The organism is Micromonospora sp. CV4 (assembly GCF_003667455.1).
Lineage (GTDB): Bacteria > Actinomycetota > Actinomycetes > Mycobacteriales > Micromonosporaceae > Micromonospora.
In genome coordinates, this window is the sequence record NZ_RCVI01000249.1 from 1 (window position 1) to 25,385 (window position 25,385).

21 protein-coding genes are annotated in these 25,385 nt (G+C 73.2%); 13 read left to right on the forward strand and 8 right to left on the reverse strand.

Annotated features, from left to right (window positions below):
• Nucleotides 1–1,192: acyltransferase (locus EAD98_RS13020; RefSeq protein WP_233583808.1), on the reverse strand; the 1,192-nt coding region annotated here is incomplete at its 3' end.
• A 248-nt stretch (nucleotides 1,193–1,440) separates the two neighbouring features.
• Here EAD98_RS13020 and EAD98_RS13025 point away from each other — a divergent pair.
• From EAD98_RS13025 to pseI, 4 genes are all read left to right on the forward strand, one after another.
• A complete protein-coding gene (locus EAD98_RS13025; RefSeq protein WP_121654310.1) occupies nucleotides 1,441–2,766 on the forward strand; it encodes a polysaccharide pyruvyl transferase family protein in 1,326 nt (441 codons plus the stop codon).
• An 89-nt stretch (nucleotides 2,767–2,855) separates the two neighbouring features.
• Nucleotides 2,856–3,977, forward strand: a complete 1,122-nt coding sequence (locus EAD98_RS13030) for a glycosyltransferase (protein ID WP_121654311.1) — start codon at nucleotides 2,856–2,858, stop codon at nucleotides 3,975–3,977.
• Entirely contained in the window at nucleotides 3,974–4,477 is a 504-nt protein-coding gene (locus EAD98_RS13035; RefSeq protein ID WP_121654312.1) for a GNAT family N-acetyltransferase, read from the forward strand. The genes EAD98_RS13030 and EAD98_RS13035 overlap by 4 nt, the downstream gene beginning before the upstream one ends.
• Nucleotides 4,474–5,520, forward strand: a complete 1,047-nt coding sequence (gene pseI / locus EAD98_RS13040) for a pseudaminic acid synthase (RefSeq protein WP_121654313.1) — start codon at nucleotides 4,474–4,476, stop codon at nucleotides 5,518–5,520. Before EAD98_RS13035 ends, pseI begins: the two co-directional genes overlap by 4 nt.
• Nucleotides 5,521–5,584: 64 nt before the next feature.
• Here pseI and EAD98_RS13045 read toward each other — a convergent pair whose 3' ends face one another.
• From EAD98_RS13045 to EAD98_RS13065, 5 genes are read right to left on the reverse strand one after another with little or no spacing between them, the layout of a single operon-like run.
• Nucleotides 5,585–6,808, reverse strand: coding sequence for an acyl-CoA reductase (locus EAD98_RS13045; RefSeq protein ID WP_121654314.1), 1,224 nt, complete (start codon nucleotides 6,806–6,808; stop codon nucleotides 5,585–5,587).
• Nucleotides 6,805–7,854 (reverse strand): acyl-protein synthetase, encoded by a 1,050-nt coding sequence (locus EAD98_RS13050; RefSeq protein WP_121654315.1) that lies wholly within the window; start codon nucleotides 7,852–7,854, stop codon nucleotides 6,805–6,807. Before EAD98_RS13050 ends, EAD98_RS13045 begins: the two co-directional genes overlap by 4 nt.
• Nucleotides 7,848–9,242, reverse strand: a complete 1,395-nt coding sequence (locus EAD98_RS13055) for an AMP-binding protein (protein WP_121654316.1) — start codon at nucleotides 9,240–9,242, stop codon at nucleotides 7,848–7,850. The genes EAD98_RS13050 and EAD98_RS13055 overlap by 7 nt, the downstream gene beginning before the upstream one ends.
• On the reverse strand, nucleotides 9,239–9,991 hold the full coding sequence (locus tag EAD98_RS13060) for an SDR family NAD(P)-dependent oxidoreductase (RefSeq protein WP_233583809.1): 753 nt from the start codon (nucleotides 9,989–9,991) through the stop codon (nucleotides 9,239–9,241). The genes EAD98_RS13055 and EAD98_RS13060 overlap by 4 nt, the downstream gene beginning before the upstream one ends.
• Nucleotides 9,969–10,214 carry an acyl carrier protein gene (locus EAD98_RS13065; protein WP_121654318.1) on the reverse strand — a complete coding sequence of 82 codons (246 nt, stop codon included), beginning with the start codon at nucleotides 10,212–10,214 and terminating at the stop codon, nucleotides 9,969–9,971. Before EAD98_RS13065 ends, EAD98_RS13060 begins: the two co-directional genes overlap by 23 nt.
• Nucleotides 10,215–10,460: 246 nt before the next feature.
• Here EAD98_RS13065 and pseB point away from each other — a divergent pair, with 246 nt between their 5' ends.
• Genes pseB through EAD98_RS13095 form a run of 6 tightly spaced genes read left to right on the forward strand, consistent with a single transcriptional unit; the run spans nucleotide 10,461 to nucleotide 17,085 of the window.
• Nucleotides 10,461–11,444, forward strand: a complete 984-nt coding sequence (pseB, locus tag EAD98_RS13070; RefSeq protein WP_121654319.1) for a UDP-N-acetylglucosamine 4,6-dehydratase (inverting) — start codon at nucleotides 10,461–10,463, stop codon at nucleotides 11,442–11,444.
• Between the two features lie 5 nt (nucleotides 11,445–11,449).
• On the forward strand, nucleotides 11,450–12,601 hold the full coding sequence (locus EAD98_RS13075) for a DegT/DnrJ/EryC1/StrS aminotransferase family protein (RefSeq protein WP_121654364.1): 1,152 nt from the start codon (nucleotides 11,450–11,452) through the stop codon (nucleotides 12,599–12,601).
• 10 nt (nucleotides 12,602–12,611) lie between these two features.
• The gene (locus tag EAD98_RS13080; protein WP_121654365.1) at nucleotides 12,612–13,454 is read left to right on the forward strand and encodes a hypothetical protein; all 843 of its coding nucleotides are present in this window, start codon (nucleotides 12,612–12,614) and stop codon (nucleotides 13,452–13,454) included.
• A complete protein-coding gene (locus EAD98_RS13085) occupies nucleotides 13,444–15,273 on the forward strand; it encodes a class I SAM-dependent methyltransferase (protein WP_121654320.1) in 1,830 nt (609 codons plus the stop codon). The genes EAD98_RS13080 and EAD98_RS13085 overlap by 11 nt, the downstream gene beginning before the upstream one ends.
• 31 nt (nucleotides 15,274–15,304) lie before the next feature.
• Nucleotides 15,305–16,036, forward strand: coding sequence for an NTP transferase domain-containing protein (locus EAD98_RS13090; protein WP_121654321.1), 732 nt, complete (start codon nucleotides 15,305–15,307; stop codon nucleotides 16,034–16,036).
• Complete coding sequence (locus EAD98_RS13095) at nucleotides 16,033–17,085, forward strand: PseG/SpsG family protein (protein WP_121654322.1); 1,053 nt, start codon at nucleotides 16,033–16,035, stop codon at nucleotides 17,083–17,085. The genes EAD98_RS13090 and EAD98_RS13095 overlap by 4 nt, the downstream gene beginning before the upstream one ends.
• Before the next feature lie 25 nt (nucleotides 17,086–17,110).
• Here EAD98_RS13095 and EAD98_RS30930 read toward each other — a convergent pair whose 3' ends face one another.
• Complete coding sequence (locus tag EAD98_RS30930) at nucleotides 17,111–19,084, reverse strand: hypothetical protein (RefSeq protein WP_158609789.1); 1,974 nt, start codon at nucleotides 19,082–19,084, stop codon at nucleotides 17,111–17,113.
• 190 nt (nucleotides 19,085–19,274) lie between these two features.
• On the opposite strand from EAD98_RS30930, the gene EAD98_RS13105 reads away from it, so the two are divergent.
• From EAD98_RS13105 to EAD98_RS13115, 3 genes are all read left to right on the forward strand, one after another.
• A complete protein-coding gene (locus EAD98_RS13105; protein WP_121654366.1) occupies nucleotides 19,275–19,883 on the forward strand; it encodes an alpha-ketoglutarate-dependent dioxygenase AlkB in 609 nt (202 codons plus the stop codon).
• A gap of 246 nt (nucleotides 19,884–20,129) precedes the next feature.
• Nucleotides 20,130–21,665 carry a glycosyltransferase family 39 protein gene (locus EAD98_RS13110; RefSeq protein ID WP_158609790.1) on the forward strand — a complete coding sequence of 512 codons (1,536 nt, stop codon included), beginning with the start codon at nucleotides 20,130–20,132 and terminating at the stop codon, nucleotides 21,663–21,665.
• Nucleotides 21,607–22,836: a glycosyltransferase family 2 protein gene (locus tag EAD98_RS13115; protein ID WP_121654324.1), complete on the forward strand. Its 1,230-nt coding sequence runs from the start codon at nucleotides 21,607–21,609 to the stop codon at nucleotides 22,834–22,836. The genes EAD98_RS13110 and EAD98_RS13115 overlap by 59 nt, the downstream gene beginning before the upstream one ends.
• 63 nt (nucleotides 22,837–22,899) lie before the next feature.
• Here EAD98_RS13115 and EAD98_RS13120 read toward each other — a convergent pair whose 3' ends face one another.
• Nucleotides 22,900–25,383 carry a DNA topoisomerase (ATP-hydrolyzing) subunit A gene (locus EAD98_RS13120; protein WP_121654325.1) on the reverse strand — a complete coding sequence of 828 codons (2,484 nt, stop codon included), beginning with the start codon at nucleotides 25,381–25,383 and terminating at the stop codon, nucleotides 22,900–22,902.
• Nucleotides 25,384–25,385 lie beyond the last annotated feature (2 nt).

The following is a 25,385-nucleotide window of genomic DNA, read 5'->3' on the forward strand; positions in this document are numbered from 1 at the left end:
GGCCAGCCGGTGGTGGTTCACCCAGATCATCCCGCCGGTGCGGTCGCTGGAGTGCTGGATGGGCGCGGCGGCGGGCCCACCGGCGCATCATCGGCGTCTCCACGTAGCGGTGCAGCAGCCCGGCGAGGAACAGGGTCACCAGCAGGAAGCCGAGCACCACAGCGGGCCCCCGCCAGCCGGTGAAGCCGACACCCCAGTCCCCGCTCCAGCGCAGCACGGTCGTCATCACCAGGACGTGCACCAGGTAGAAGGAGAACGACACCTCCCCCAGCCACACCAGCGGGCGCGACCGCCACGGTGAGCGCCGACCACGCACGTCAGCGTCCGCGGCAGCGGTGATGACCAGCAGGTACGCCACCGCGAGCAGGGTGGTCCACAGCTCGGCGCGGATCCACTGCGCGGCGGCGACCCAGGTGACCATGAAGATCACGCTGGCCCCGGCCAGCCCGGGCCCCCGCCAACTGCCCCGACGCATCAACTCGGCCGCCGCCGCGCCCATCCAGAACTCCAGCGACCGCACCGGCGGGAAGATCTGGGTGAACCACCACCGGCTGGCCTCCGGCACCAGGGTCTGGGCCGGCCAGAGCGCGAGGATCAGCAGCGGCACCGCGACGACCAGCGCCCAGAGCAACGCGGGCCGGGCCCGGCGCAGCAACGGCAGCGCCAACGGCAGGCAGAGGTAGAAGAAGACCTCGCAGGACAGCGACCAGCTCACCGTGTTGACGCTGTAGAACCATCCGGGCCGCGGGTCCCACGCCTGGAGCAGCAGCAGGTTCTCCACCGCGGCGGCCGGGGAGATCGGGTCGGCGAACCAGAGGGCGACCAGCAGCGCGGCTGCCCAGAGCACCAGGTGGTTCGGATAGATCTTGGCGACCCGCCGTCGCCAGAAGTCACGCCGGCGCTGACCGGGCCGGGCCGACCAGACCAGCACGAAGCCGCTGAGGATGAAGAAGAACTGCACCCCGGACAGGCCCAGGGTGAACAGCGCGTCGACCACCGCCCGGTAGTCCGGCTCAGCGATGATCCGCATCGTCCCGGCATGGAAGCCGAACACCAGCAACGCGGCGATCCACCGCAGCCCGGTCAGCGATGGCAGCCGGTTCGCCACGCCAGCGGTCGGAGCGCCACGACCGGCAGCTGCGGGGACGGTCATGTCCGGCCCGCGATCGACGGCCGGCTCCCCAACACGCACGTCTCCTCCGTCGCTCGGCGGACGGCCCGGCGAGCGCGTCCAACGGCGGGCCCGCGGTCCCCGCGCCGCCCCGACCGGGCACCCTACCGGCGGCGGTGGCGCCCGTCACCTCGACGAGGGTGACGCTTGGATTTGTTCCGGCTGGCTTGTGTCCTAATATTCCGGGACCCGGAGGTGACGGCGCGCCCGTCCATCCAGGCCTGGGCGGCGCTGTGCCCGGGCGCCAGCAGACGAGAGGTGGAGCCCGAATGCACCAACGGATCCTGATGCGGGCGAAGAAGGGCCCCTTCGATGTCTACTCCCCCGAGGAGGCGTTCGAAGGCAACTGGATCGGCGAGAACAACGGCAATCTGGTGTTCAGTCACGCCGCGCACAAGATCCTGCGTACCAGCACCGCCGAGATCACCTCGACCGGCTTCAGGGTCGACCCGCGCGACGTCGACCGCATCAACGAGCAGTACGACGTCTACGTCATTCCGCTGGCCAACGCGTTCCGCCGCAGTTACGCGCACCGCATCGAGGCGATGACCAAGCTGGTCGAGCGGTTGAAGATCCCGGTGGTGGTGCTGGGGGTGGGCGTACAGACCAACGTCGCGGGCGACCGGGAGTACCTGCGCCCGATCGACGATGTGGTCAGCCGGTTCGTCCGCGCGGTGCTCAACCGCTCGCACAGCATCGGCGTGCGCGGCGAGATCACCGAGGGCTACCTGCGCACGTTGGGCTTCTCGGCGGTCGACGTGATCGGCTGCCCGTCGATGTTCCTGCACGGCGACACCCTCGGGGTGGAGAAGGGCAAGGCGGCGCTGGAGCCGCAGGACAAGGTCGCCCTGACCGTCTCGCCGTACGTGAAGTCGATGGGGAAGATCATCGCTTCGCACCAGCAGCGCTACCCCAACCTGCGCTACCTCCCGCAGGACCTGAAGACCCTGGGCACCCTGCTCTACGGCGACGCCCCGGAGGACCGGGGGAAGACCAGCACCATCCCGATCCACAGCTCGCACCCGCTGTTCACCGAGGACAAGGTGCGGATGTTCCTCGACCCGTGGACCTGGATGGACTACCTCGCCGGCTTCGACTTCGCCTTCGGCACTCGCATCCACGGCACCATCACCGCGCTGGTCGCCGGCACGCCCGGCTACCTGTTCGCGCACGACTCGCGCACTCTGGAACTGGCCCGCTACTTCGACATCCCGCACCGGGTGATGAAGGACGTGCCCGCCGACGTCGACGCCGCCGACCTCTACGAGGAGGCCGACTACACGGCGATGAACAACGGTCACAAGGCCCGGTACGCCACCATGCTCTCGTTCCTGGCCAAACACGATCTGGGCAACTCGTTCGCCGACGGCGACAGCGCCAGTCGCTTCGACGCGCAGGTCCGGGCCACCACCTTCCCGCCCGCCGTACGCCCGGCCGCCGCCACGTCGACGGAGGAGCTGCTGGCCCGGGTGCAGTGGCTGCGCGACCGCAACGGTGAGCTGCGGGGCGAGATCGCGACGTTGGGGGAGCAGCGGCTGCGGGCCCGGGTCAAGCGGGCCCTGCCCGAGCCGGTGCGCCGGATCCTCAAGCGTTAACCCCGTGCTGGGCCGCTGTTCAGGCGGCCCACGCTCGGGCGCCACGTGAGGTTCCGAGGCCGTCCATCCGCGTCGTCAATGGTGACGAGGTGGTCTTCGAGCCGACGCACGCCCCGCTGCTGAGTATCGTCGTGCCGGTCTACGGCGTCGAGGCGTACCTGTACCAGTGCCTGGAGTCGATCCGGGCCGACATCCCGGCGGGTGAGGCGGATGCGGTCGAGCTGATCGCCGTCGACGACGCCTCCCCCGACGGCTGCCCCGCGATGCTGCGCTCGTATGCCGCGGGTCGGGTCGGCGTGCGCGTGGTGCACCTGACCGACAACGTGGGCCTGGGGCTGGCCCGCAACGCCGGTCTCGACGTGGCCACCGGGCGGTACGTCTGGTTCGTCGACAGCGACGACTGGCTGCCGCCCGGAACGATTGCCGCGGTGCTCGACCGGCTGCGCCAGCACGAGCCGGACGTTCTGATGCTCGACCACCTCCGGGTGCACGAGGACGGCCGGCGCGAGGTCGACGCGAGCAGTCACCTGCTGCGCGGCGTGACCGGCGCGGTCCGCCTCGCCGAGCAGCCGCAGCTGCTGCGGGTGCAGCACACCGCGTGGAACAAGGTCGTCCGCCGCGCGTACCTCGACGAGCTGGAGTTGCGCTTCTACGCGGGTTGGTACGAGGACATCCCGTTCAGCCACCCGCTGCTGATCGGCGCCGAGCGGATCTCCGTGTTGGACCGGGTCTGCTACCTGTACCGCCAGGGCCGGCTCGGCGCCATCACCTCCACCCGCAGCGGCCGGCACTTCGACGCCTTCGACCAGTACGAGCGGCTGATGGAGTGGGTGGGCCGCCGCCACCCTGACGAGCGGCTCCGGGCCGAGCTGTTCCAGCTGATGGTGAACCACTACCTGGTGGTGGCGGGCAACGACGACCGGCTGCATCCGCACCTGCGGCGCGCCTTCTTCCGCCGCGTCGCCCAGCACTACCGCCGCTATCTGCCGGCCGGTGGCTACCCGATGCCGGACGGGGTCGCCGGCCTCAAGCACCGCCTGGTCGGGCGGAACGACTACCTCGCGTACGCGGCGCTGCGCCGGGCCCACCGGGTGGCCGGCCGGGTGCTGGGCGCCCGGACCGGAACGTCGTCCGACGCGCCCGCCGAGAACGCGCCCGCGGACGATCCGGCGCCGTCGAAGCGGCCGCGTGCGCTGGCGGGTCGCGGATGACCGCGCCGCTCCGCCCGGCCGACGACGGCGACCTGCACCGGATGCTGCGCTGGCGCAACCACCCGCAGGTGCGCGCGGTGAGCCTGACCCGGCACGAGATCAGCCTGGTGGAGCACACCGCCTGGTGGGCGCGGGTCCGCGCGGACCCCGATCGGCGGGTGCTGGTGCACCTGCACGAGGGTGCGCCCTCCGGGGTGGTCACCTTCTCCGGCGTCACCTCGCCCGAGCGGGCCCTGACCTGGGGGTTCTACCTGGACATCGCCGGGCTGGACGCGCGGGGCGAGCTGTTGCCGGCGTGGATGTCGTTGGAGCGGGCCGGGATCGCGTACGCCTTCGACGTCCTCGGAGCACGGACGCTCGGCGGCGAGACGCTGGCCACCAACCGGCCGGTGCTGGCCCTGCACCGGCGCTTCGGATTTCGCGTCGTCCGGCAGTACGAGCAGGACGTCGACGGTAGACCGCACCAGGTGGTGTGGACGGAAATGAGCAGAGGAACATGACAATCAAGATCGGACCGCACGCTGTCGGCGCCGGGGAGCGGCCACTCGTGGTCGCGGAGATGTCCGGCAACCACAACGGCAGCCTGGACCGGGCGCTGGCCATCGTGGACGCGGTGGCCGCGAGCGGTGCGCACGCGTTGAAGCTCCAGACGTACCGGCCGGACACCATCACCATCGACGTCGACGCGCCGGCGTTCCGGATCTCCGACGGCCACGACCTGTGGGGCGGTGAGCGTCTCTGGCAGCTCTTCGAGCGGGCTCACACGCCGTACGAGTGGCACGCGCCGATCTTCGAGCGGGCCCACCAGCACGGTCTGACCGTCTTCTCCTCCCCGTTCGACCACACCGCCGTGGAGCTGTTGGAGGAACTGGGCGCGCCGGCGTACAAGATCGCCTCTTCGGAGCTGGTGGACCTGCCGCTGATCCGGCTCGTGGCGAGCACCGGCAAGCCGATGGTCATCTCGACCGGCATGGCCACCATGGCTGAGATCGACGCCGCCGTGCGGGCGGCCCGCGAGGGCGGCGCCGGCGGCATCGTGCTGCTGGCCTGCACCGCGTCCTATCCGGCGCCGCCGCAGGACAGCAACCTGCGTCGGCTGCCCGTGCTGGCCGACGCCTTCGGTGTTCCGGTGGGGCTCTCCGACCACACGCCGGGCATCGGTGTGCCGATCGCCTCGGTGGCGCTCGGCGCCTGCCTGATCGAGAAGCACGTGACGCTGCGCCGGGCCGACGGTGGCGTCGACTCCGACTTCTCGCTGGAGCCGGACGAGCTGGCCGCGCTCACCGTCGAGTCGGAGCGGGCCTTCGCGGCACTGGGCGGCACGACGATCGGACCGACCCCGACCGAGCGGGAGGGACTGCGGTTCCGCCGGTCCCTGTTCGTGGTCGCCGACGTGCGCGCCGGCGACCCGGTCACCGCCGCCAACGTCCGCTCCATCCGGCCGGCGGGCGGGCTCCCCCCGGCCGACCTCGACCGGGTTCTCGGTCGCACCTTCGCCCGCGATGTGCCGCGCGGTACGCCGCTGGCCTGGGACCTGATCTGAGCCCCGACCCACGATGACGGGCCCGGTCCGTCAGGGACCGGGCCCGCGGTGTCGTGGCGGGCGGTCAGCCGTCGACGCTGACCAGCCGGACGAACTCGCGCAGCAGGTCGTAGCCGTCCCAGACCGGGGCGAAGTTGAGCGCCGCACCGAACGGCACGATCCGGTCGATGCCCCGGCCCCCCAGCTCCCGGGCGAACCCGACCAGCTCGGCCGGGTCGAACCCGAAGTGGGTCAGGGTCTGGTCCCGCCGGCGCAGGAACGGCACCAGCTCCGCCAGTTCCGCGATCGTCACGAAGCCGAACGTGCCGGTGCCGAGCCACTCCCGAGGCACCGCGGCCGGCGAGTCCAGCTCCAGCGTCGCCACCAGGTTGTCGGGGAAGGCCATGCGGGACACTCCCCCGTCGGCGGCCAGCCCGTACGACCCGACCCGCTTCTCCACGGCCATCGCCGCGTCCACGTCCGAGCCCCGGTTCCGGGCCGCGACGCCGAGCAACGCGACGAACTCGGCCCGGACGGCGTCCGCGCGCGCGGCGTCGCCGACCAGGAACACCGCCCGGGGCGACGAGCACGCCGCCTGGTCGAACCAGTAGGCGTCGTTGGCGAACTTCGCCACCGCGTCCCGCCGTGCGACGACCGGGGCGGCCTCCCAGCCGGCGATCGACAGCACCGCGAAGGACGACCGGTCCGGGAAGGTGAGGTCGCGGGCCGCCGGAGCCAACGGATGCCGCCGGACCGTCGTCACCGCCCGGTCCCCGCCCCAGATGACCCGGACGTCGCAGTCGGCGCTGAGCCGGGCGGTCACCGCGTCGTCGTGGCCGTAGGTGACCATGCGCTGGGTCCGGGCGACGACCGGGTCCGCCTCGGCGAGGCTGTCGTTCAACACCTCGAGGATCGCGTCGGCGGCCGCCGCCGAGCGGGGGGAGACGCGGACGACGTTGATGTTGCCGGCCAGCGCGGCCAACGCCCAGGAGTAGACGAAGATGGTGTCCACATTGGCCGGAGGGACGTGGAACACCACGCCCCGGGGAAACGCCAGCACCCGCTCGTCGAGGCCGGCGCGCAGCCGCTCCACCCCGCGCAGCAGCTCCCGACGGCGCAGGAAGAAGCCCAGCGAGCCGAGCTCCGGGTGCCGCCGGGCCAGGGCCGGGGTCAGCAGACGGCGTGACACGGCGGTCAGAAAGTCCATGATCCGCTCGTCACCGACCGTCAGCGGCGTCTCCGGTGGCGGTGGCACCACCTCGTCCACCGGCAGCTCCGGCCCCGCCGGGAAGCGCATCCGTACCGTCATGACCGACCTCCGACGTAGGTGTCGCTGCAACCGCGGGCCTCGGCGCGGGGCAGCCGGCCCAGGACGCTGAACCGCTTGCCCGGCCAGTGGCCGTCGTCGACGCCGTGCACCACCCCGAGGTCCTCGGTGAGCAGCACGTTGCCCGGGTACGAGGTGGGCAGGGTGCTCAGCACCTCGATCACGCCCGGGGTGCCGATCGGCGCCTCCCGCCAGGTCACCGGGTCGCGGACGATGACGTCGGCGAAGTCCGGGCAGTAGAGCGAGCCGCCCTCCGGCCCCTCCAGGAAGACGGTGCCGATCTGCTCGACCATTCCGTAGAAGTTGTGGATCCGGGTCAGGCCGGTGTCGGCACCGAGGCGGCGCCGGAACTCGGCGTTGTCCACGGCCTGGTCGACGAGCTTCTTCCAGCCGCCGGAGTGCACCAGGATCCCCTGGGACAGGTCGAGGCCATGGTCGCGGGCCACCTCGTAGAGGTAGCGCCAGACCATGAACGTGAAGCCGAAGACGAGGAACGGCGAGTCCCCGTGCCGGCCGAGGAACTCCTTGAGGGCGGCCACGTCCGGCCGGTCGTCGGCGTCGAGCAGCCAGAGGTGGTCGCGGCCGAAGTTCACCATGCCGAGCGCTCCCGCGCCCCGGGCGGAGTAGGAGCGCCGGTCGCCGACCACCCCGGAGCGGTCCACCACGATCATCGGCAGCCGCCGCGGTCCGAGGACCGTGCCGAGCGTGCGGGCCAGCATCCGGGACTGGGTGGCCGCCGCCGCCCGGTCCAGGTGGATGCGGCTGACCTCGCCGGTGGTGCCGCTGGAGGTGAGCACCCGGATCACCTCGTCGTCGGGCACGCTGGACAGCTTGCGGGTCTTGAACAACCGCACCGGCAGCCAGGGCAGGTCGGCCAGCGTCGCCGGCTCACCGTCCTGGTCGAGGGCGTCCAGGATCCGGGCGTACGGCGGGCAGTGCCGCCGGTGGTGTCCCAGCAGCTCGACCAGCTCGCCGCGCAGCCGTTCCTCCTTCTCCGGCTGGGTGCGGGTGAACACGTCGGTCAGCACTGTTCCTCCAGCGCGCGGTAGTCGGGCTTGCCTGCGGGCGTCAACGGCAGCGCGTCGACACTGCGCACCTGGACGCCGGACGAGTGGGTGCCCAACGCCGCCGCGACCTCGGTGCGGATCCGGGCGATCCGGTCCGCGTCGGCTCCCTCGGCCACCACCACCAACCGGTCCACTCCGGCGATCGCGGCGAGCGGACCGTGGTGGCCGAGCGACCGTTCCACGTCGTCGAGGTTGACCCGGACGCCGAACACCTTGGCGATCCGCTTGATCCGGCCGGTGACGAACAGGAAGCCCTCCGGGTCCAGGCGCCCCAGGTCGCCGGTGGCCAGTGTGCCGCCCAGCTCGTCCGGGCGGGCCAGGTCGGCGGCGCTCTCGGCGTAGCCCATCATCACGTTGGGTCCGCGGTAGACGATCTCGCCCGTCCGGGCCGCCTCGGTGGTCTCGGCGCCGTCGTCGGTACGGATCGACACCGTGCCGCCGGGCACCGGCAGGCCGACCGAGCCGAGTTTGGCCGGCAGCCGGTCGGGCGGCAGGACGGTCATCCGGGCGGTCGCCTCGGTCTGCCCGTACATCACGAAGAACCGGCCCCCGACCTCGGTCATCCGGCCGTGGAAGTCGGTCACCAGGTCGGGATGCAGCCGGCCGCCGGCCTGGGTGAGCGTCCGCAGCCGCTCGTACCGGCCGGGCGCGAAGCGCAGCCGGCGCAGCATCTCGTACTGGTACGGCACGGCGGCGAGCGAGGTGACCCGGTGCCGGTCGACGGCGGACCAGAAGTCGCGGGAGGTGAGGCCGGAGCGTTCCAGCAGCACGGTGGCGCCGGCGTGCAGATGGCTGGTGAGCACCGAGAGCCCGTAGGTGTAGTGCAGCGGCAGGGTGGTGGGCGCCACGTCGTCGCCGTCGAGGCCCAGCGCGATGGCGATCGCCGCCGCGTTGGCCCGCACGGCCGAGCGGGACAGCCGGACCAGCTTGGGGTTGCCGGTCGATCCCGACGTGGTGAGCAGCAGGGCCAGGTCCGGGTGCGGGGCCTGACCGGCGGGCCCGGTACGCCGCCAGGCCAGGCCCGGCCCGACCGCCGTCGCCTGGTAACCGTCCGGCGGCGTGGGGTGCGTCAGCAGCAGGGCGGGGCGGAACCGGTCGACCAGGTCCCGCAGCGTGGCGGCGGGGATCTGCGGATCGAGCAGCGCCACCGGGCGGCCGGCCTGCCAGGCGGCGAGGACGGCCACCACGGCGTCGATGTCGGCGGGCACGGTGGCGAAGACGACGCCCGGGGGTTCCCGGTCGAGCGACGCCGCGAGGTCGGCGACCCGGGCGGCGAGATCCGGGCCACCCAGGTGCCGTCCGGTGCCCGCGTCCACCAGTCGGGCGTCGGCGTGCAGCAGGTCACTCACAGCGTCAACCCGCCGTCCACGCCGACCACCTGGCCGGTCACGAAGGCCGCGGCCGGCGAGAGCAGGAACGCGACCACCTCGGCGACCTCGGCCGGCTCGCCGAGCCGGCGCAGCGGGGTGGCGGCGGCGCGGGCCTGCCGGCCCGCGTCGTCCAGATCGGCGAGCAGGTCGGTACGGATGAAGCCGGGCGCGACCGCGTTGACCCGGATGCCGGCGGGGCCGAGTTCCTTCGCCGCGGCCCGGGTCAGCCCCTCGACCGCGGCCTTGCTGGCCGCGTAGACCGTCTGGCCGGCGGCCCCGGCCGAGCCGACCAGGGAGGCGGTAAGCACCACCGCGGGGCGCTCGCCCCGGCGTAGCAGGCGAACTCCCTGCTGGAGGGTGTGCGCCGCGCCGGCGGCGTTGACCGCGAACAGCCGGGTCACGGTCTCGTCCGACACCCCGCCCAGCAGCCCCGCTGCGTGCGTGCCGGCGTTGACGACCAGGGCGTCCAGGCCGCGCCACCGCTCGAACAGGACGCGGGTCAGGGCGCGGATCTGGTCGGGGTCGGCCACGTCGCCGTGCACCGCCAGGTGCGGCCCACCGGGCAGGGTGGCGACCACCTCGTCGGCGGCGCCGGGCGACTGGCCGTGCACGGCGACCACGCAGCCCTGCTCGGCGAGCCGCCGGGCCACGGCCAGACCGATGCCCCGGGTGGATCCGGTGACCAGCACCCGGCGGGCCGGCGGATCAGTCGGTGAGGAGAACGACACCGTGCTTCTCCAGGATTTGGCGAGCGCGGTCGAAGGAACTGAGATCAATAACCTCGTCGGTGTCCAACATGACGCCGAACTCATCCTCGATCGCGGCCACCAGGGACATGTGCGCGAGCGAGTCCCACTTCTCAATTCCGCGGTATTCGAGGCTGTCCACGGCGGCGTTGTCGGGCAGTTCCAACGCCGTGCGGAAGACGACTCTCAGTCGCTGCAGTTCCACTGGTCTTTCCTCCGTAACGGGTACGCACGACTGGCGTGCCGGCCGAGTGTAGCCGAGGTTCTAAGCTGCTCCATCGGGCCCCGAATGAGCGAAAAGTGTTTGCCTGCAAGGCATTCCGCATTCACTTCCCACGTGGCATCAGTTCACCGGGGTGCGCCGGGCTGTTAACCCGCCGGGTCTAGCGTCTCGATCCGGTCGGTCAGCCGAAGGCCACCGCGGAAACAACCACGACCATGGGAGCACCAATTGAGTGAGTTGAATGGGTCTTCCATTCTCATCACCGGGGGAACGGGTTCCTTCGGCAGGACCTTCCTCCGGCACGTCCTCGCCGAGGCCGACCCGGCCCGGGTCGTGGTGTTCTCCCGCGACGAGCTCAAGCAGTACGAGCTGCGCCAGCAGCTCGGTGACGACCCCCGGCTGCGCTGGTTCATCGGCGACATCCGGGACCGGCACCGGCTGACCCGGGCGATGCACGGGGTGGACCACGTCGTGCACGCCGCGGCCCTGAAGCAGGTGGACACCGCGGAGTACAACCCGTCGGAGTACATCGCCACCAACATCACCGGCTCCCAGCACGTCGTCGACGCGGCGATCGAGGCCGGCGTCAAGAAGGTCATCGCGCTGTCGACCGACAAGGCGTCCAGCCCGATCAACCTGTACGGCGCGACGAAGCTCGTCGGCGACAAGCTCTTCGTCTCGGCCAACCACTACGCCGCCCACCACCCGACCCGGTTCGCCGTGGTGCGCTACGGCAACGTCGTGGGCAGCCGGGGCTCGGTGGTCCCGCTGTTCCGCCGGCTCGCCGCCGAGGGCAAGAGCCTGCCGGTCACCGACAAGCGGATGACCCGCTTCTGGATCACCCTGGACCAGGCCGTCCAGTTCGTCATGGACTCGTTCGACCGGATGCAGGGCGGCGAGCTGTACGTGCCCCGGATCCCCAGCATGCGGATCCTCGACCTGGTCGAGGCGGTCGCCCCGGACGCCACCACGCACGAGATCGGCATCCGCCCCGGCGAGAAGCTGCACGAGGAGATGATCGCGCCGGACGACAGCCGCCGGACGGTGCGCACCGCGGACCGGTACATCGTCCAGCCGACCATCGCCGGCTGGGGCTACCAGCCGCCGGTCGACTGCGAGCCGGTGTCGGACGGCTTCGCGTACCAGTCGGACACCAACGACGAGTGGCTCAGCGTCGAGCAGTTGCGCGACATGCTCGGCCTCACCAAGTGATGGCGATGCTCCCCTACGGCCGGCACTCGGTCAGCGAGGACGACGTCGCCGCCGTCGCCGAGGTGCTGCGCGGTGACTGGCTCACCACCGGCCCGCAGGTCGACGGGTTCGAGGCGGACCTGGCGAAGGTGGCAGGTGGCGCCGGCTGCGCGGCGGTCTCCAACGGCACCGCCGCGCTGCACGTGGCGTACGCGGCGGCCGGCGTCGGCCCGGGCGACGAGGTGGTCGTACCGCCGATGACCTTCGTGGCCACCGCGAGCAGCGCCGCGCTGCTCGGCGCGAAGATCGTCTTCGCGGACGTCGAGGAGGAGACCTTCACCCTCGACCCGGCCGCGGCGGCCGCCGCGACGACGTCGCGCACCAGGGTCGTCTCGGCTGTGGACTACGCCGGCCACCCGGCCGACTACGACGCGCTGCGGACCGCGCTGAGCGGCTCGGACGCGGTGCTGCTGGCCGACGCCGCGCACTCCGTCGGGGCCACCTACCGGGGCCGGCCGGTCGGCTCGCTCGCCGACGTGACCACCTTCTCGTTTTTCCCGACCAAGCACCTCACCACCGGAGAGGGTGGCGCGGTCGCCAGCACCGACGCGGAGCTGCTCAAGCGGGCCCGCCGGTTCCGCAACATCGGCCTGGTACGCGAGCGCGACGAGCAGCGCTGGCCGGACGAGGGCGGCTGGCACCAGGAGGTGCACGAGTTCGGGCTGAACTACCGCCTGCCGGACGTGCTCTGCGCCCTCGGTCGCAGCCAGCTGCGCCAGCTCGACGGCTTCCTCGCCCGGCGGGCCGAGCTGGTCGCCCGCTACAACGAGGCGCTGGCCGACCTGGACGGGGTGCGGCTGCCGGTGCGGCGGTCGTGGGCCGAACCGGCCTGGCACCTCTACCCGATCCGGGTGCTCGACGGTCGCCGCCGCGAGGTGTACGACGCGATGCGCGCCGCCGGCATCGGCGTGCAGGTCAACTACATCCCCGTGCACTGGCACCCGGTCTTCGCCGACCTCGGCTACCGGCGCGGATCCTGCCCGGTCGCCGAGTCGTTCTACCGTCAGCAACTCTCGCTGCCGCTCTACCCGACGATGAGCGACGCCGACCAGGACCGCGTCATTGACGCGCTCGCTGCGGCGCTGCGGGGCCGCCCGGCTCGGCCGGTCGCCGCCTGATGGGACGCTGATGCACCACGCCAACCACTTCTACGGCCACGCCCACGTGCTGGCCCGCTACGCCGGGCTGGGCGACGGCCACCCGCCGCGGATCAACGGGTACGTCCAGCACGGCTGGAACATCGGCGACGGGCTGGCCCCCGGCCACCCGTACGCCGAGGGCACGCCCAGCCTGCTCTGGTCGGAGCAGACCCGGCGGCGGGCCTGGTCGGTCGGCCGGCGCAACGTCGTCGTCATCGGCGCGCCGTTCGCGTACCTGCTGGCCCTGCGTCCCGAGGACCCGCCGGAGTCGGAGCGGCAGGGCACCATCTGGTATCCGTTCCACGGCTGGGAGGGTCAGCACGTCCGCGGCGACCACCGGGAGCTCATCGCCCGGATCCGCGACACCGAGCCGGGCCCGGTGACCGTCTGCCTCTACTGGCACGAGTACGGCATGCGGCGGGTGCGCCGGCTCTACGAGAACGCCGGCTTCCGCGTGATCTGCCACGGCTACCGCGGGCACTGGTGGAAGGACACCGACCGGCTCTTCCTCGACAAGCAGCTCACCGAGCTGCGCCGGCACCGCCGGGTGGCGTCGAACCGGCTGACCAGCGCGATCTTCTACGGCATCGCCGCCGGCTGTGAACCGGCGGTGTACGGCGACCCGATGGTGCTCGCGGACGAGGATCCGACCTTCGGCGGGACCGCCCGGATCCGCCGCCAGTGGCCGGAGCTGCACGGCGAGTCGGTGGACCTGCCGACCGCCGTCGCGATCGCCCGCGCCGAACTGGGCACCGACCACCGCTGCACGCCGGCCGAGCTGCGCGAGCTGCTCGGGTGGGCGAACCTCCAGGAGGAACGAGTTGACCACTGAGACGGCACCCACCGACCGGATCGTGCTGCCGGGCGGGGAGATGCTGGCCTGGTCCGACCTGCCGGAGCAGCGCCCCGCCGACGGTGTGACCCTGGCCGCGCTGGCGGCGCGGATCGTGCCGGCCGGCGCCCGGGTTCTCCTGGCCGGGCCGCACGATCCGGCGGTGCTCGACCGGCTCGCGCACGCCCAGGTGACGTGCCTGCTGCGCAGCTACCCGGACGGGGTGGCGCTGGCCGCGCGTACCGCCCGGGTGGTGGTGGGCGGGCCGGCCGGACTGCCGGAGGACGAGCGGTTCGACGTGGTCATCGCCGGCGCCGGCCTCGACCCGGTGGAGTCGGTGGAGGGTGCCCGGCTGGGCTGGGGCGGCGTGCTGGGCCGGCTGGCCGTCGCGTTGGCCCCCGGCGGCACCCTGCTGCTGCGGGTGGACAACCCGCTCGGGCTGCACCGGCTGGTCGACACCGCCCCCTGGTACGCCCGACGCGACGACGCCGCCTGGACCATCGGCGGGGTCCTGGACTCCGACCACCCCGCGAACCGGGAGCAGGTGCGCGCCCGGCTGATCGACGCCGGGCTGCAGCCGGGCGTCTGCTTCGCCGCCTACCCCAACGCGGGGGCGCCGACCGCGCTGCTCGACGCCGACCAGCTCGACCGGTGGACCACCGCCGGGTTCTTCGACGCGGTCCTGCACGACGCCTGCATCGAGGGCTTCGCCGCAGCGCCGGTGCTCCAGGACCCCGCCCGGCTGGCCGTGGAAGCGCTGCACGCCGGGCACGGCGCCGCGCTGGCCCCGAGCTGGCTGGTGCTGGCCCGCAGGGCCCCGGCACCCGGCGCCGCCCCGGCCCTCGGGTCGCCGGACGACCTTCCGGTGGCGTTGCTCCAGACCGGACCGCCCGGCTCCGACGTGGTGGAGGTGGTCGACGGGCCGGACGGCTGGCGGTGGCGGGCCACCCCCGGCGCCGACCGCACCGGCACGGCCGCCGCGCCGTTCGCCAGCCGGAAGGCGGCGTACCGGGACCCGTCCGCGCTGATCGGGCAACCGGTGCCCGACGGGCGACTGCTGCGCACCCTGCTGATCGACGGCGCCCTGCGGCGCGACCTGGACACGCTGCGGACGCTGCTGCGCGGGTACGCGGAGTGGCTCGCGGGGCAGGCCGGTGACGACGGCCGGATCGCCGGCGCCGCGGCGCTGGCCGGCGCCGACAACGTGGTGGTCTCCGCCGGCCGGTACGCCGTGCTCGATCCCAGTTGGCGGGCCACCGAGCCGCTCCACCGCGACGTGGTGCTCGCCCGGGGTCTGTGGCGGTTCGCCGCCGCGCTGCTCACCGGCGGGTACGCCCACCCCTGGTCCTCCACGCTGGACGTCGCGGGACTGACCGTGGTGCTGAGCGGCCTCGCCGGGCACGACCTCGACCGGGCGACGGTGTCGGCCGCGGTGGAGGCGGAGGCGGCGGTCACCGCCGCGCTCCGGGGGCTGGACGCCGACGGGCGGGTCACCCTCGTCGGCGAGCTGCGGTCGATCGAGCCGACCGACCCGCCGGCCGGGCCCCGCGACTACCAGCAGATGCGCGAGGCGTGGCTGCGCCAGCGTGAAGAGCTGACCCGGATGTCCGCGGCGCTGAAGTGGACCGAGGACCTGCTCACCTCGCGGGAGCGGGCGCTGCGCCGGGCCGACGCGACCATCAACCTGCTAAGCGGATCGCTGAGCTACCGGGTCGGACGGCTGGCCCTCACCCCGGCCCGGCTGGCCCGGCGTGGGGCCCGCGCGGCCAAGCGGCGGGCCCGCAAGGCGCTGGCGCCGAAGCAGCAGGAGCAGCAGTGAGCGGCCGTGGTGGGACCGGACGGAGGCATCGGTGACGCGGATCGTCGGGATCGTGCAGGCCCGGATGGGCTCGTCCCGGTTGCCGGGCAAGGTGCTGCGACCGCTCGCCGGCCGCAGTGTGCTGGGCCGGGTGGTCCGGGCCGCCCGGGACAGCGGGGTGCTCGCCGACCTGGTGGTGGCGACCAGCACGGACACGGTCGACGACGCGGTGGCCGCCGAGTGCGACCGGCTCGATGTGCCGTGCCACCGCGGCCCGGTCGACGACGTGCTGAGCCGGTTCATCGGCGCGCTGGACGCGCACCCCGGTGACGCGGTCATGCGGTTCACCGCCGACTGCCCGCTGCTCGACCCGGAGATCATCACTCTGGTGGCCTCGGTCTACCGGGCGGTCCCCGGGCTGGACTACGCGAGCACGTCGATCGCGCGCACACTGCCGCGCGGGCTGGACGTCGAGATCATCCGAGCGGACGCGCTGCGGACGCTGGACCGGCTCGCCACCGAGCACCACCGGGTGCACGTCACCTCGTACGCGTACACCCACCCGGAGCTGTTCCGGGTGCTCGGGGTGACGCTCACACCGGACCGGTCCGGGCTCCGGCTCACCCTCGACACCGAGCAGGACTGGACGCTGGTACGCGCGGTGGCCGACCATTTCGGCGACGTCAGCGTGCCGCTGGCCAAGCTCGCCGACTGGCTCGACGGGCAGCCGGCGCTGCGCGCGCTCAACGCCGGCGTACGGCAGAAGCCGCTGGAGGAGTCCTGAGCACGTTACGCGTCGGGTTGCGCTGCGACGCCGGGCCGCGGCGCGGCGTCGGCCACCTGGTCCGCTCGCTGGCGTTGGGCGAGGAGTTCCTGGCCCGCGGCAGCCGCGTCGAGATGTTCGGCGCCGTCGAGGGGGTGGGCTGGGCCGCCGCACAGCTCGCGGCGCGGGGCATCCCGCTGCACCCGGGTCCGCCGACCGTCGCCGAGCTGGTCGAGACGGCCCGCCGGCACCAGCTCGACGTCATGGTGGTCGACTCCTACGAGCTCGAACCGGCCGCGGCGGGCGCGCTGCGCGCGGCGGGCGTGCTGACCCTCGCCGTGGTCGACGGCGACACCCGGGGTCAGGACGCCGACCTGTACCTCGACCAGAACTTCGGCACGGAGATCGCCGCGCCGGCGCAGCGGCTGCTCGCCGGCGTCCGGTACGCGCTGCTGCGGGACTCGGTGGTGGCGGCCCGGCCGCCGGCGCCGCGGACCGCGACGCCGGTGAGCCGGCCCCGGGTGCTGGCCTTCTTCGGTGGCACCGACGCGGTCGGCGCCGCACCCGTGCTCGCCAGGGTGCTGCTGTCCACCGGACACCCGATGGACCTCACCGTCGTGGTGGGCCGGCCCGAGGTGGAGGCGGAGCTGGCGGCCGTGACGACCGGGCGGGGGCAGTCGCTGCGCCCGGTGCCGCCCACCGACGAGCTGCCGGCCCTGATCGGGGCGGCGGACCTGGTGGTCAGCGCCGCCGGCACCTCCACCTGGGAGCTGTGCTGCCTCGGTGCGCCCGCCGCGCTGGTCTGCGTGGTGGACAACCAGCGCGAGTCGTACCGCCGGGTGGTCGAGCACGGGCTGGTCGCCGGCCTCGGCGAGCTGCCGGAGCTGGCCGCCAGCGGGCTGGCCGGGCGGGCCGCCCGGGCGGCCGCCGCGCGGACCCTGACCGGATTGCTCGCCTCCCCGGCCCGCCGTGCGGCCCTCTCCGCCCGGGCGTGGTCCACGGTGGACGGGCTCGGCCGGCGGCGGGTGGCCGACGCCGTGCTGGAGGCCCGCACCGCCGCACCGGCCTGACCCGCACCGGCCGACCCGCACCGGGTCAGCGCAGCAGTTCGAGGGTCACCCGTGAGCGCAGCTCCGGACGCTCGGCGAGCAGCCGCTCGACCACCGCGGCGGGCTCCGGCCCGGTGGCCAGGAAACGGATCGGCCGCCGCTCCCGCTCGACCACCGCCGCGGCGCGGGCCGGCTCGGCCAGCGGCAGGTTGTAGAACGCCGGCGCGGACGCGCCGTGGGTGCCCTGCAACGTGGCGAGGAAGAGCGTCTCCAGGTAGCCCTCGCGCCGGTGGTCGCTGACCACGACGGTCACCTGGCCGTCGCGTACCGGCGCCTGGGGCAGTGCGCGGGCCGTCACGTCGGCCTGCCGGGGCCGCTCCAGCAGCCCCGACCACCAGGCGGCCGACCAGGTGGTGCTGCGCGGGCCGAACGGCTGGGCGAAGATCCCACCCCCGCGCGGCAGACCGGCGATCCCCGCCGTCGCGGCCACCAGGCAGAGCGCGACGAGCACCCGGGCGAGGACGACCGGGGCGGAGCCGGACCGACGGGCCGCCGCGGCGCGCGCCGGCAGCGGCCGCAGCAGCAGCACCGCCCCCGCGCCGATGAGCAGGACGACCAGCAGCAGGTGCAGGGTCTTGCCGTAGTAGTAACGCGGGTCGAGGCCGAGCACCCGGAAGTAGACGAGGAACCCGACGGCGAAGGCCAGCGCCGCGGCCAGCGCGCCGGCGTACCGGCGCCACACCGGCAACCGCAGCCCGCCGGCGAACAACCCGGCGCCGATCACCGCGGTCAGCGCCAGGTAGGCGTCGTAGCGCGGAAACACCCCGCCACCGGTGGCGACGTTGTCGACCTGGTCGGTGAAGAGGAGGCCGGCCACGCTGGGCAGCGGGGTGAGCACGGCGGTGACCACCGCGACCGTGGCGAGCAGCCAGGGTCGCCGGCGCACCGCCCGCCGGTGCCGGACCAGCCAGGCCAGCACCAGCACGCCGACCACCGGCAGGAACATCAGGTACGCGAAGCCCACCCCGACGCAGAGCGCCCCGAGCAGGCAGAGCTGGGTGCCGGTGCGGGCCACCGGCCGGCAGACCAGCGCGATGAGGACCGCGGTGAGCGCCAGGCCGAGGCTCTCGCCCGGGTAGCCGTAGACCACGAACCGGGTGAGCTCGGAGCCGAGGGCGAGCGCGGTGACCACGCCGGCCAGGACGAACGCGCGGACCGGGTCCAGCAGCCGTCCGGCGATCCGGCCGGCGGCCCAGACCACGGCCAGCACCAGCAGCGCGTACGCGGAGATCGCCCAACCCAGGTAGTGGTCGAGGGTGCTCGCCGGTCCGCCGGCCGCGGTCGACGAGCGCAGGAAGGTGTCCAGCAGCGCGGCCGTGACGTGGAAGCCCTGCGGGTAGTAGACCATCGCCTCCGGTGCGATCCGGGCCGCGGCGTCGGGGTCGGCGAACAGGTAGCCGCCCACCGCCCGGATTCCCTCGACGGCCGCCAGGTGCCGGCTGTTGTCCTCGCCGATCATGGCGTACGCCAGCCGGCCGGTCAGACCGTCGGCGCGCAGGTAGGGCCACGCCAGCGCCAGCCCGGACAGCACCGCGGCGGCCACCGGCGCCAGGTCGGCCGGGACCGGCCGGGGAAGGCGCGGCCGGCGGCCGGTGAGCAGGCCGAGCCCGAGCAGCGCGGTCAGGGCCGAGCCGGCGACCGGCACCGGGTGCAGGCCCCACGGCCAGAACGAGAAGAGCAGCGCCGCGGCGCAGACCGCGCCGGCCAGCAACGCCACGGCCAGCACCAGCCGGTCGAGCAGGGTACGCCCGACGCGCAGCAACCCGGCCGTCAGCAGCAGCACCAGCGGCGGCAGCAGCCCGGCGAGCCCGAGGGCGTACGCCAGCACCGGGACGACCCACGCGGCGGCGAGCCCCGCCGCGACCAGAAGCGCCCGCCGGCCGGCCACAACCGGTGGCGGCTCCACCGGCGGAGCCGTCGATCGGGGCGCCACCGACAGGTTGGTGGAGCTGCTCTGCACTGGTCGTCTCCTCGCGCACCGCCCGCCCGGGCCGGGCGGAGCCGCCTCACGCTAGGGCCGCCCCGACGATGTCCGGCGACACCGACATGTGCGGCAGGTAACCAGCGGGCGAAAAGACGCCCCGGTCGTACACCTGTACCAACACGGCGGGTAGGGTGAGCGTGTGTCCGGGCCCGCCTACCAGCCGTCGATGCTGGATCTCGCCGCCGCGGAGCCGACGCTCGGCCCGCTGGCCGGGCGACTACGCCGGCGAGAACTCTCCCGGGGCGCCTGGGTGGACCACCTGCCCGGCTGGGTCGCCGGCTCGGACGCGGTCTTCGACACCCTGCTGCACGACGTGCCCTGGCGGGGCGAACGGCGGACGATGTACGACACCGAGGTCGAGGTGCCCCGCCTGCTCTCCTGGTACGGGCCGGACCGGCCACTGCCACACCCGCTGCTGACCGAGGCGCGCACCGCGCTCACCCGGCACTACACCCCCGAGCTGGGCGAGCCGTTCGTCACCGCCGGCATGTGCCTCTACCGCTCGGGGCGGGACAGCGTCGCCTGGCACGGCGACACCCATGGCCGCTCCGCGCACACCGACACGATGGTCGCCATCGTCTCCTTCGGCGCACCGCGGCCGCTGCTGCTGCGCCCGCGCGGCGGGGGCGCGAGCCTGCGGTTCCCACTCGGGCACGGCGACCTGGTGGTGATGGGCGGCTCCTGCCAGCGCACCTGGGAGCACGCGATCCCGAAGACCGCCCGGCCCGTCGGCCCCCGGGTCAGCGTCCAGTTCCGGCCCGCCGGCGTCGCCTGAGGCGCGCTGCGCCGGCGCACGAGGGGCAGGCCGAACGGGTCGGCGAGTTCGTCCGCTCGACCGCTCCGCCCGGCCGTTCGGCCCGGGGCCCCCAGGGTCGGGGCCGTTTCGGTCCTTTCGGACAGGTGAACGGCAGTTTGCGGCATTGACACGCTGCTGTCGGCGCCCGCGCCGAACCCCACACGGTGAATGGTCACCGTGTTAGCTTGGCGGCCAATCACTCTCCGCAGTTTCCTGGAGCGCTCCGTGCCCGTTGGACGCCTGATCGCCCGATCGGCCCGCACCACTCGTACCCTCGCCGACCTGCTACGTCGCCACGTCGGGCTCACCATTGTGGTCACCGCGGGCATCGCACTGCGGATCGTGACGATGGCCGCCTATCAGCCCGCGCTGTGGTTCCAGGGCGACTCCGGCACGTACGTGCGGCTGTCCCGAGCCTGGCCGGCCATGCCACCCCGATGGCCGTTCGCGTGGCTGCTCAAGGCGTTCGAGTGGACCGGCACCTTCGCCTCGCTCGTGGCGGTGCAGCACCTCGCGGGCGTCGCCCTCGCCGTCGCGACGTACCTGGTGCTGCGCCGGATCGGCGTCGGCCCGTGGGTGGCCACCCTCGCGGTGACGCCGGTCCTGCTCGACGCCACCCAGTTCACACTGGAGCAGTACCTGCTCACCGAGACGCTCTTCACCACCGCACTCGCGGTCGCGGCGCTGCTGCTGGTCCGGCGCGAACGGCCCGGCATGGTGGCGAGCCTGGTCGCGGGCGTCTCCGTCGCACTGGGCATGGCGACCCGGCCCACCGGTGTGGTCGCCATCGGCGCGCTGGTGCTGTTCCTGCTGCTGCCGTGGCGGGGTTGGCGGGCGCCGACCGCGTTCCTGCTCGGCATCGTCGCCCTCTTCGGCGCCGCCTTCGTCGGCGTCGGCACGGTCCAGGGCGCGCTCGGCCTCGAGGGCGGCCGGTTCCTCTATGGACGGACCGCGCACTTCGCCGACTGCGACCGGCTGGAGCTGCGCCCTGGCCTACGCAAACTCTGCCCGGTGCAGCCGCTGGACCAGCGGCCCGACCGGCCGGACTGGTACATCTGGAACATCGAGAGCCCGATCCTCGACGCCGAACGACCCGAGGACCTCGACGAGTTCGCCCACGAGGTGATCAAGCAGCAGCCGGGTGACTACCTGGCCGCCATCGCGTCGGACACCGCGCGCTACTTCTGGCCGACCCGGCTCAAGCCGATGGAGGAGTGCCTGGCCAACTGGTGGCGACCGCAGCTGGCGCCGACCAACTGGGCGGCCGACTTCAACTGCGTGCCGCGCACCGCCCGCCCCGGCTACGAGCCGCTTCCGGCGCCCTCCCGGGACGTGGAGGCGAACGCGGCGAGCCGGTTCCTGCACGGGTACGGCCGATACGGCGTCACCCCGGCGCCGGTCATGGCCGCCATGGTCCTGATCGCGCTGGTCGGCGCGCTGTGGCCGCGCCGGGGCCGGCTGCGACTCAGCATGATCGCTCTCCTGTACGCCGGCATCGGCGTCGGGATCATGGTCTTCTCGGTCGCCACCTCCATGTTCGACCACCGCTACGGCCTGCCCGCGCTCGCGTTCCTCCCGATCGCTGCCGCCGTCGGCTGGCAACGGCTGCGATCGACACCAGTCTCGACGGACCGGCACACGCCGGCCGACGGCGAGCCGGAACGGCTCGCACCCACCATCTCGTCCGAAAGCAACGGGGATCATGACGAACGAACGGGAGATCGAGGTCACGGTGCTGCTGCCGTGCCTCAACGAGGCTGAGACGCTGGAAACCTGCGTCCGCAAGGCACTGCGCTCACTCGAGGAGTGCGGGGTCGTCGGGGAGGTGCTGGTCTCCGACAACGGTTCCACCGACGGCTCACAGGACATCGCCCAGCGGGCCGGCGCCCGCGTGGTGTCCGCTCCGATCCGCGGCTACGGCGGCGCCCTGCTCAACGGCATCGAGCAGGCCCGCGGCCGGTACATCATCATGGCCGACGCGGACGACTCGTACGCGTTGTCGGACCTCGGGCCGTTCATCGAGGCCCTCCGAGCCGGGCACGACGTCGTCATGGGCAACCGGTTCCGGGGTGGCATCGCGGCCGGCGCCATGCCACCGCTGCACCGGTACCTGGGCAACCCGGTGCTCAGCTGGCTCGGCCGGGCGCTGTTCGGCCTACGCGAGGTCCGGGACTTCCATTGCGGCATGCGCGGCTTCGACACCGAGCGGATCCGGGCGCTCGGGCTCTGCATGCCGGGCATGGAGTTCGCCTCGGAGCTGGTGGTACGCGCCGCGCTGGCCGGCTACGACATCGTCGAGGTGCCGACCACCCTGTCGCCGGACGGGCGGTCCCGGCCGCCGCACCTGCGCACCTGGCGGGACGGCTGGCGGCACCTGCGGTTCCTGCTGGTGTTCGCCCCGCGCAAGACCCTGGTCCGGCCGGGCACGTCGCTCGCCCTGCTCGGGCTGGTCGGCGTCGGCGCGCTCACCCCGGGCCCGCTGTCGCTGGGCTCGGTCCGACTCGACGTCAGCACCCTGGTGTACGCGTGCCTGATGGTGCTCGTCGGCGTGCAGCTCGTGCTCTTCGGCGGACTGGCCGAGATCTACGGCCGGCAGGAGCGGCTGGTCCCCCAGCGCGCGACGGACCGGTGGATCCGCCTGCTGCGGCTGGAGACCAGCGTCACCATCGGTCTGCTGCTGCTCGCCGCCGGCACGGCGGGCACCGTCGGCGCCGTCTCGTACTGGGGGCTGGACGGCTTCGGCGACCTCAACCCGCACGACACGCTGCGGGTGGTGCTGCCGTCGGCCACCGCGATCGCGCTCGGCGTGGTGGTGCTCTTCTCCGGACTGGTCGGCAGTCTCCTCACGCTCCGCCCGGCCCACCCGACGCCGACGATCGTCCGGCAGCCCGGCCCGGAGCGCGAGCGCGAGCGGGTGCCCAGCGGCACATGATCCCGTCGGGGTGGCGGGACGGTGAACACCATCCCCGTCCCGCCACCCCGGACCGGGATCGGGTCAGTCGCGTTCGACCAGGTGGCCGACCACCGTCGGGCCGAGCATCACGGCGAAGCCGGAACCGTCGCGGCGCGGATCCGCCGCCGGCAGCTCGACCGGTTCGCCGGTGCCGGTGGCGCCCACCGGCCGCGGCCCCACCCAGGCGACCACCACGTCCGTCTCGTCCTTGAGGAAGCGGTGCGCACGCACACCGCCGGTCGCCCGCCCCTTCGCCGGGTACGCCTTGAACGGCGTCACCTTCACCGTCGCCCCGGTGGAGGTGACCACCATCGGCTCACCGTGCCCCGGATCGTCGGTGGCGACCGCGCCGAAGAAGACCACCCGGGCTCCGGCGGGCAGGTTGATACCGGCCATGCCGCCGCCCTTGAGGCCCTGCGGGCGGACCAGCCCGGCGGCGAAGCGCAGCAGCGACGCCTCCGAGGTGACGAAGGTCAGCGTCTCGGCCCCGCTGGTCAGCCAGGTCGCCCCGACCACCTCGTCGCCGTCCCGCAGGCCGATCACCTCGAACTCGTCGGAGCGCACCGGCCACTCCGGCGCGCAGACCTTCACCACGCCCTGCCGGGTGCCGAGCGCCAGCCCCGGCGAGCCGTCCGCCGGCCCGCCGAGCGGGGCCAGGCCGACCACCGTCTCCCCCGCCTCCAGCGGCACCAGCTCGGCGGCGGACATGCCGCCCCGCAACGACACCGTGCCAGCCTGCTCGGGCAGCACCGGCAACGGCAGCACGTCGATCTTGAAGGCCCGGCCGGCGCTGGTCACCAGCAACACCCGCCCACGGGCGGTGGAGTGCACGATCGCGCGTACCGTGTCGTGCTTGACCCGACCGTTGCGGCGACGCCCCTCGGCGCTCTCCTCCGACTCGGCGGCGGTCCGGGCGACCAGCCCGGTCGCGGAGAGGATCACCTGACACGGGTCGTCCGCGACCTCCAGCGGCCCGGCCGGCGCGGACGCGGCCAGCACCTCCTTCAGGTCGCCGTCGACCAGCGTGGTACGCCGCTCGGTGCCGAACTGCTTGACCACGGCGGCCAGCTCGTCGGAGACCAGCTTCTTGAGCACCTTGTCGTCGTCGAGGATGGTGGACAGCTCGGCGATCTCGGCGCGCAGCCGCTCCTGCTCGGCCTCCAGCTCGATCCGGTCGTACTTGGTCAGGCGGCGCAGCGGAGTGTCCAGGATGTAGGTGGCCTGGATGTCGGAGAGGCCGAACTGGTTCATCAGCCCGTCCTTGGCGGCCTGCGCGTCGTCGCTGCCCCGGATCAGCCGAACCACCCGGTCGATGTCCAGCAGTGCGATCAGCAGACCGTCGACCAGGTGCAGCCGCTCCTGACGCTTGCGGCGGCGGTACGAGCTGCGCCGGGTCACCACCTCGTACCGGTGGGCCAGGAACACCTCCAGCAGCGCCTTCAGCCCGAGCGTGCGCGGTTGCCCGTCCACCAGGACCAGGTTGTTGACGCCGAACGACTGCTCCAGCGGGGTGAGCCGGTAGAGGTCGGCGAGCAACGCCTGCGGGTTGACCCCCACCTTGCACTCGATGACCAGTCGGGTGCCGCTCTCCCGGTCGGTGAGGTCCTTGACGTCGGCGATGCCGGTCAGCCGCTTGGTCTTGGTGACCTCGTTGGTGATCGCCGCGATGACCTTCTCCGCGCCGATGCCGTACGGCAGCTCGACCACGGTGATGCCCTGGCGGCCCCGGCTGCCCTCGATCGGGCCGATCTCCACCTTGCCGCGCATCCGCACCACGCCGCGCCCGGTCTCGTACGCCCGGCGCACCTCGTCCAGGCCGAGCAGCACGCCGCCGGTGGGCAGGTCGGGGCCGGGGACGAACTCCATGAGCTTGTCCAGAGTGGCGTCCGGGTGGTTGATCAACCAGCGGGCGGCGGAGACCACCTCCGCCAGGTTGTGCGGGATCATGTTGGTCGCCATCCCGACGGCGATCCCGGACGCGCCGTTGACCAGCAGGTTGGGGAAGGCGGCCGGCAACACGGTCGGCTGGGTCAGCGAGCCGTCGTAGTTGGGCTCGACGTCGACGGTGTCCTCGCCCAGCTCACCGACGAGCAGCATCGCCTCCCGCGACATCCGCGCCTCGGTGTAACGCGCGGCTGCCGGACCGTCGTCGGGGGAGCCGAAGTTGCCGTGCCCGTCTATCAGCGGGACGTTGAGCGAGAAGTCCTGCGCGAGACGGACCATCGCGTCGTAGATCGCCGTGTCGCCGTGCGGGTGGTACTTGCCCATCACGTCGCCGACCACCCGGGCGGACTTCACGTGCCCGCGATCCGGGCGGTAGCCCTGCTCGTACATCGACCAGAGGATGCGCCGGTGCACCGGCTTGAGGCCGTCGCGGGCGTCGGGCAGGGCGCGGGAGTGGATGACCGAGAACGCGTACTCCAGATAGGAGTCGGAAACCTCGGTGACCAGCGGGTTGTCGAAGACCCGCGCGCCGGCCTGGTCGAACGAGGAGAGATCGACCTTGTTTTCCTTGCGGCGTGCCATGA

Coding starts and splice junctions, on each gene's coding strand:
- EAD98_RS13025 (WP_121654310.1), top strand. CDS start 1,441: ATGCACCAACGGATCCTGATGCGGGCGAAGAAGGGCCCCTTCGATGTC.
- EAD98_RS13035 (WP_121654312.1), top strand. CDS start 3,974: ATGACCGCGCCGCTCCGCCCGGCCGACGACGGCGACCTGCACCGGATG.
- pseI (WP_121654313.1), top strand. CDS start 4,474: ATGACAATCAAGATCGGACCGCACGCTGTCGGCGCCGGGGAGCGGCCA.
- EAD98_RS13045 (WP_121654314.1), bottom strand. CDS start 6,808: ATGACGGTACGGATGCGCTTCCCGGCGGGGCCGGAGCTGCCGGTGGAC.
- EAD98_RS13075 (WP_121654364.1), top strand. CDS start 11,450: ATGCTCCCCTACGGCCGGCACTCGGTCAGCGAGGACGACGTCGCCGCC.
- EAD98_RS13080 (WP_121654365.1), top strand. CDS start 12,612: ATGCACCACGCCAACCACTTCTACGGCCACGCCCACGTGCTGGCCCGC.
- EAD98_RS13105 (WP_121654366.1), top strand. CDS start 19,275: ATGCTGGATCTCGCCGCCGCGGAGCCGACGCTCGGCCCGCTGGCCGGG.
- EAD98_RS13115 (WP_121654324.1), top strand. CDS start 21,607: ATGACGAACGAACGGGAGATCGAGGTCACGGTGCTGCTGCCGTGCCTC.
- EAD98_RS13120 (WP_121654325.1), bottom strand. CDS start 25,383: ATGGCACGCCGCAAGGAAAACAAGGTCGATCTCTCCTCGTTCGACCAG.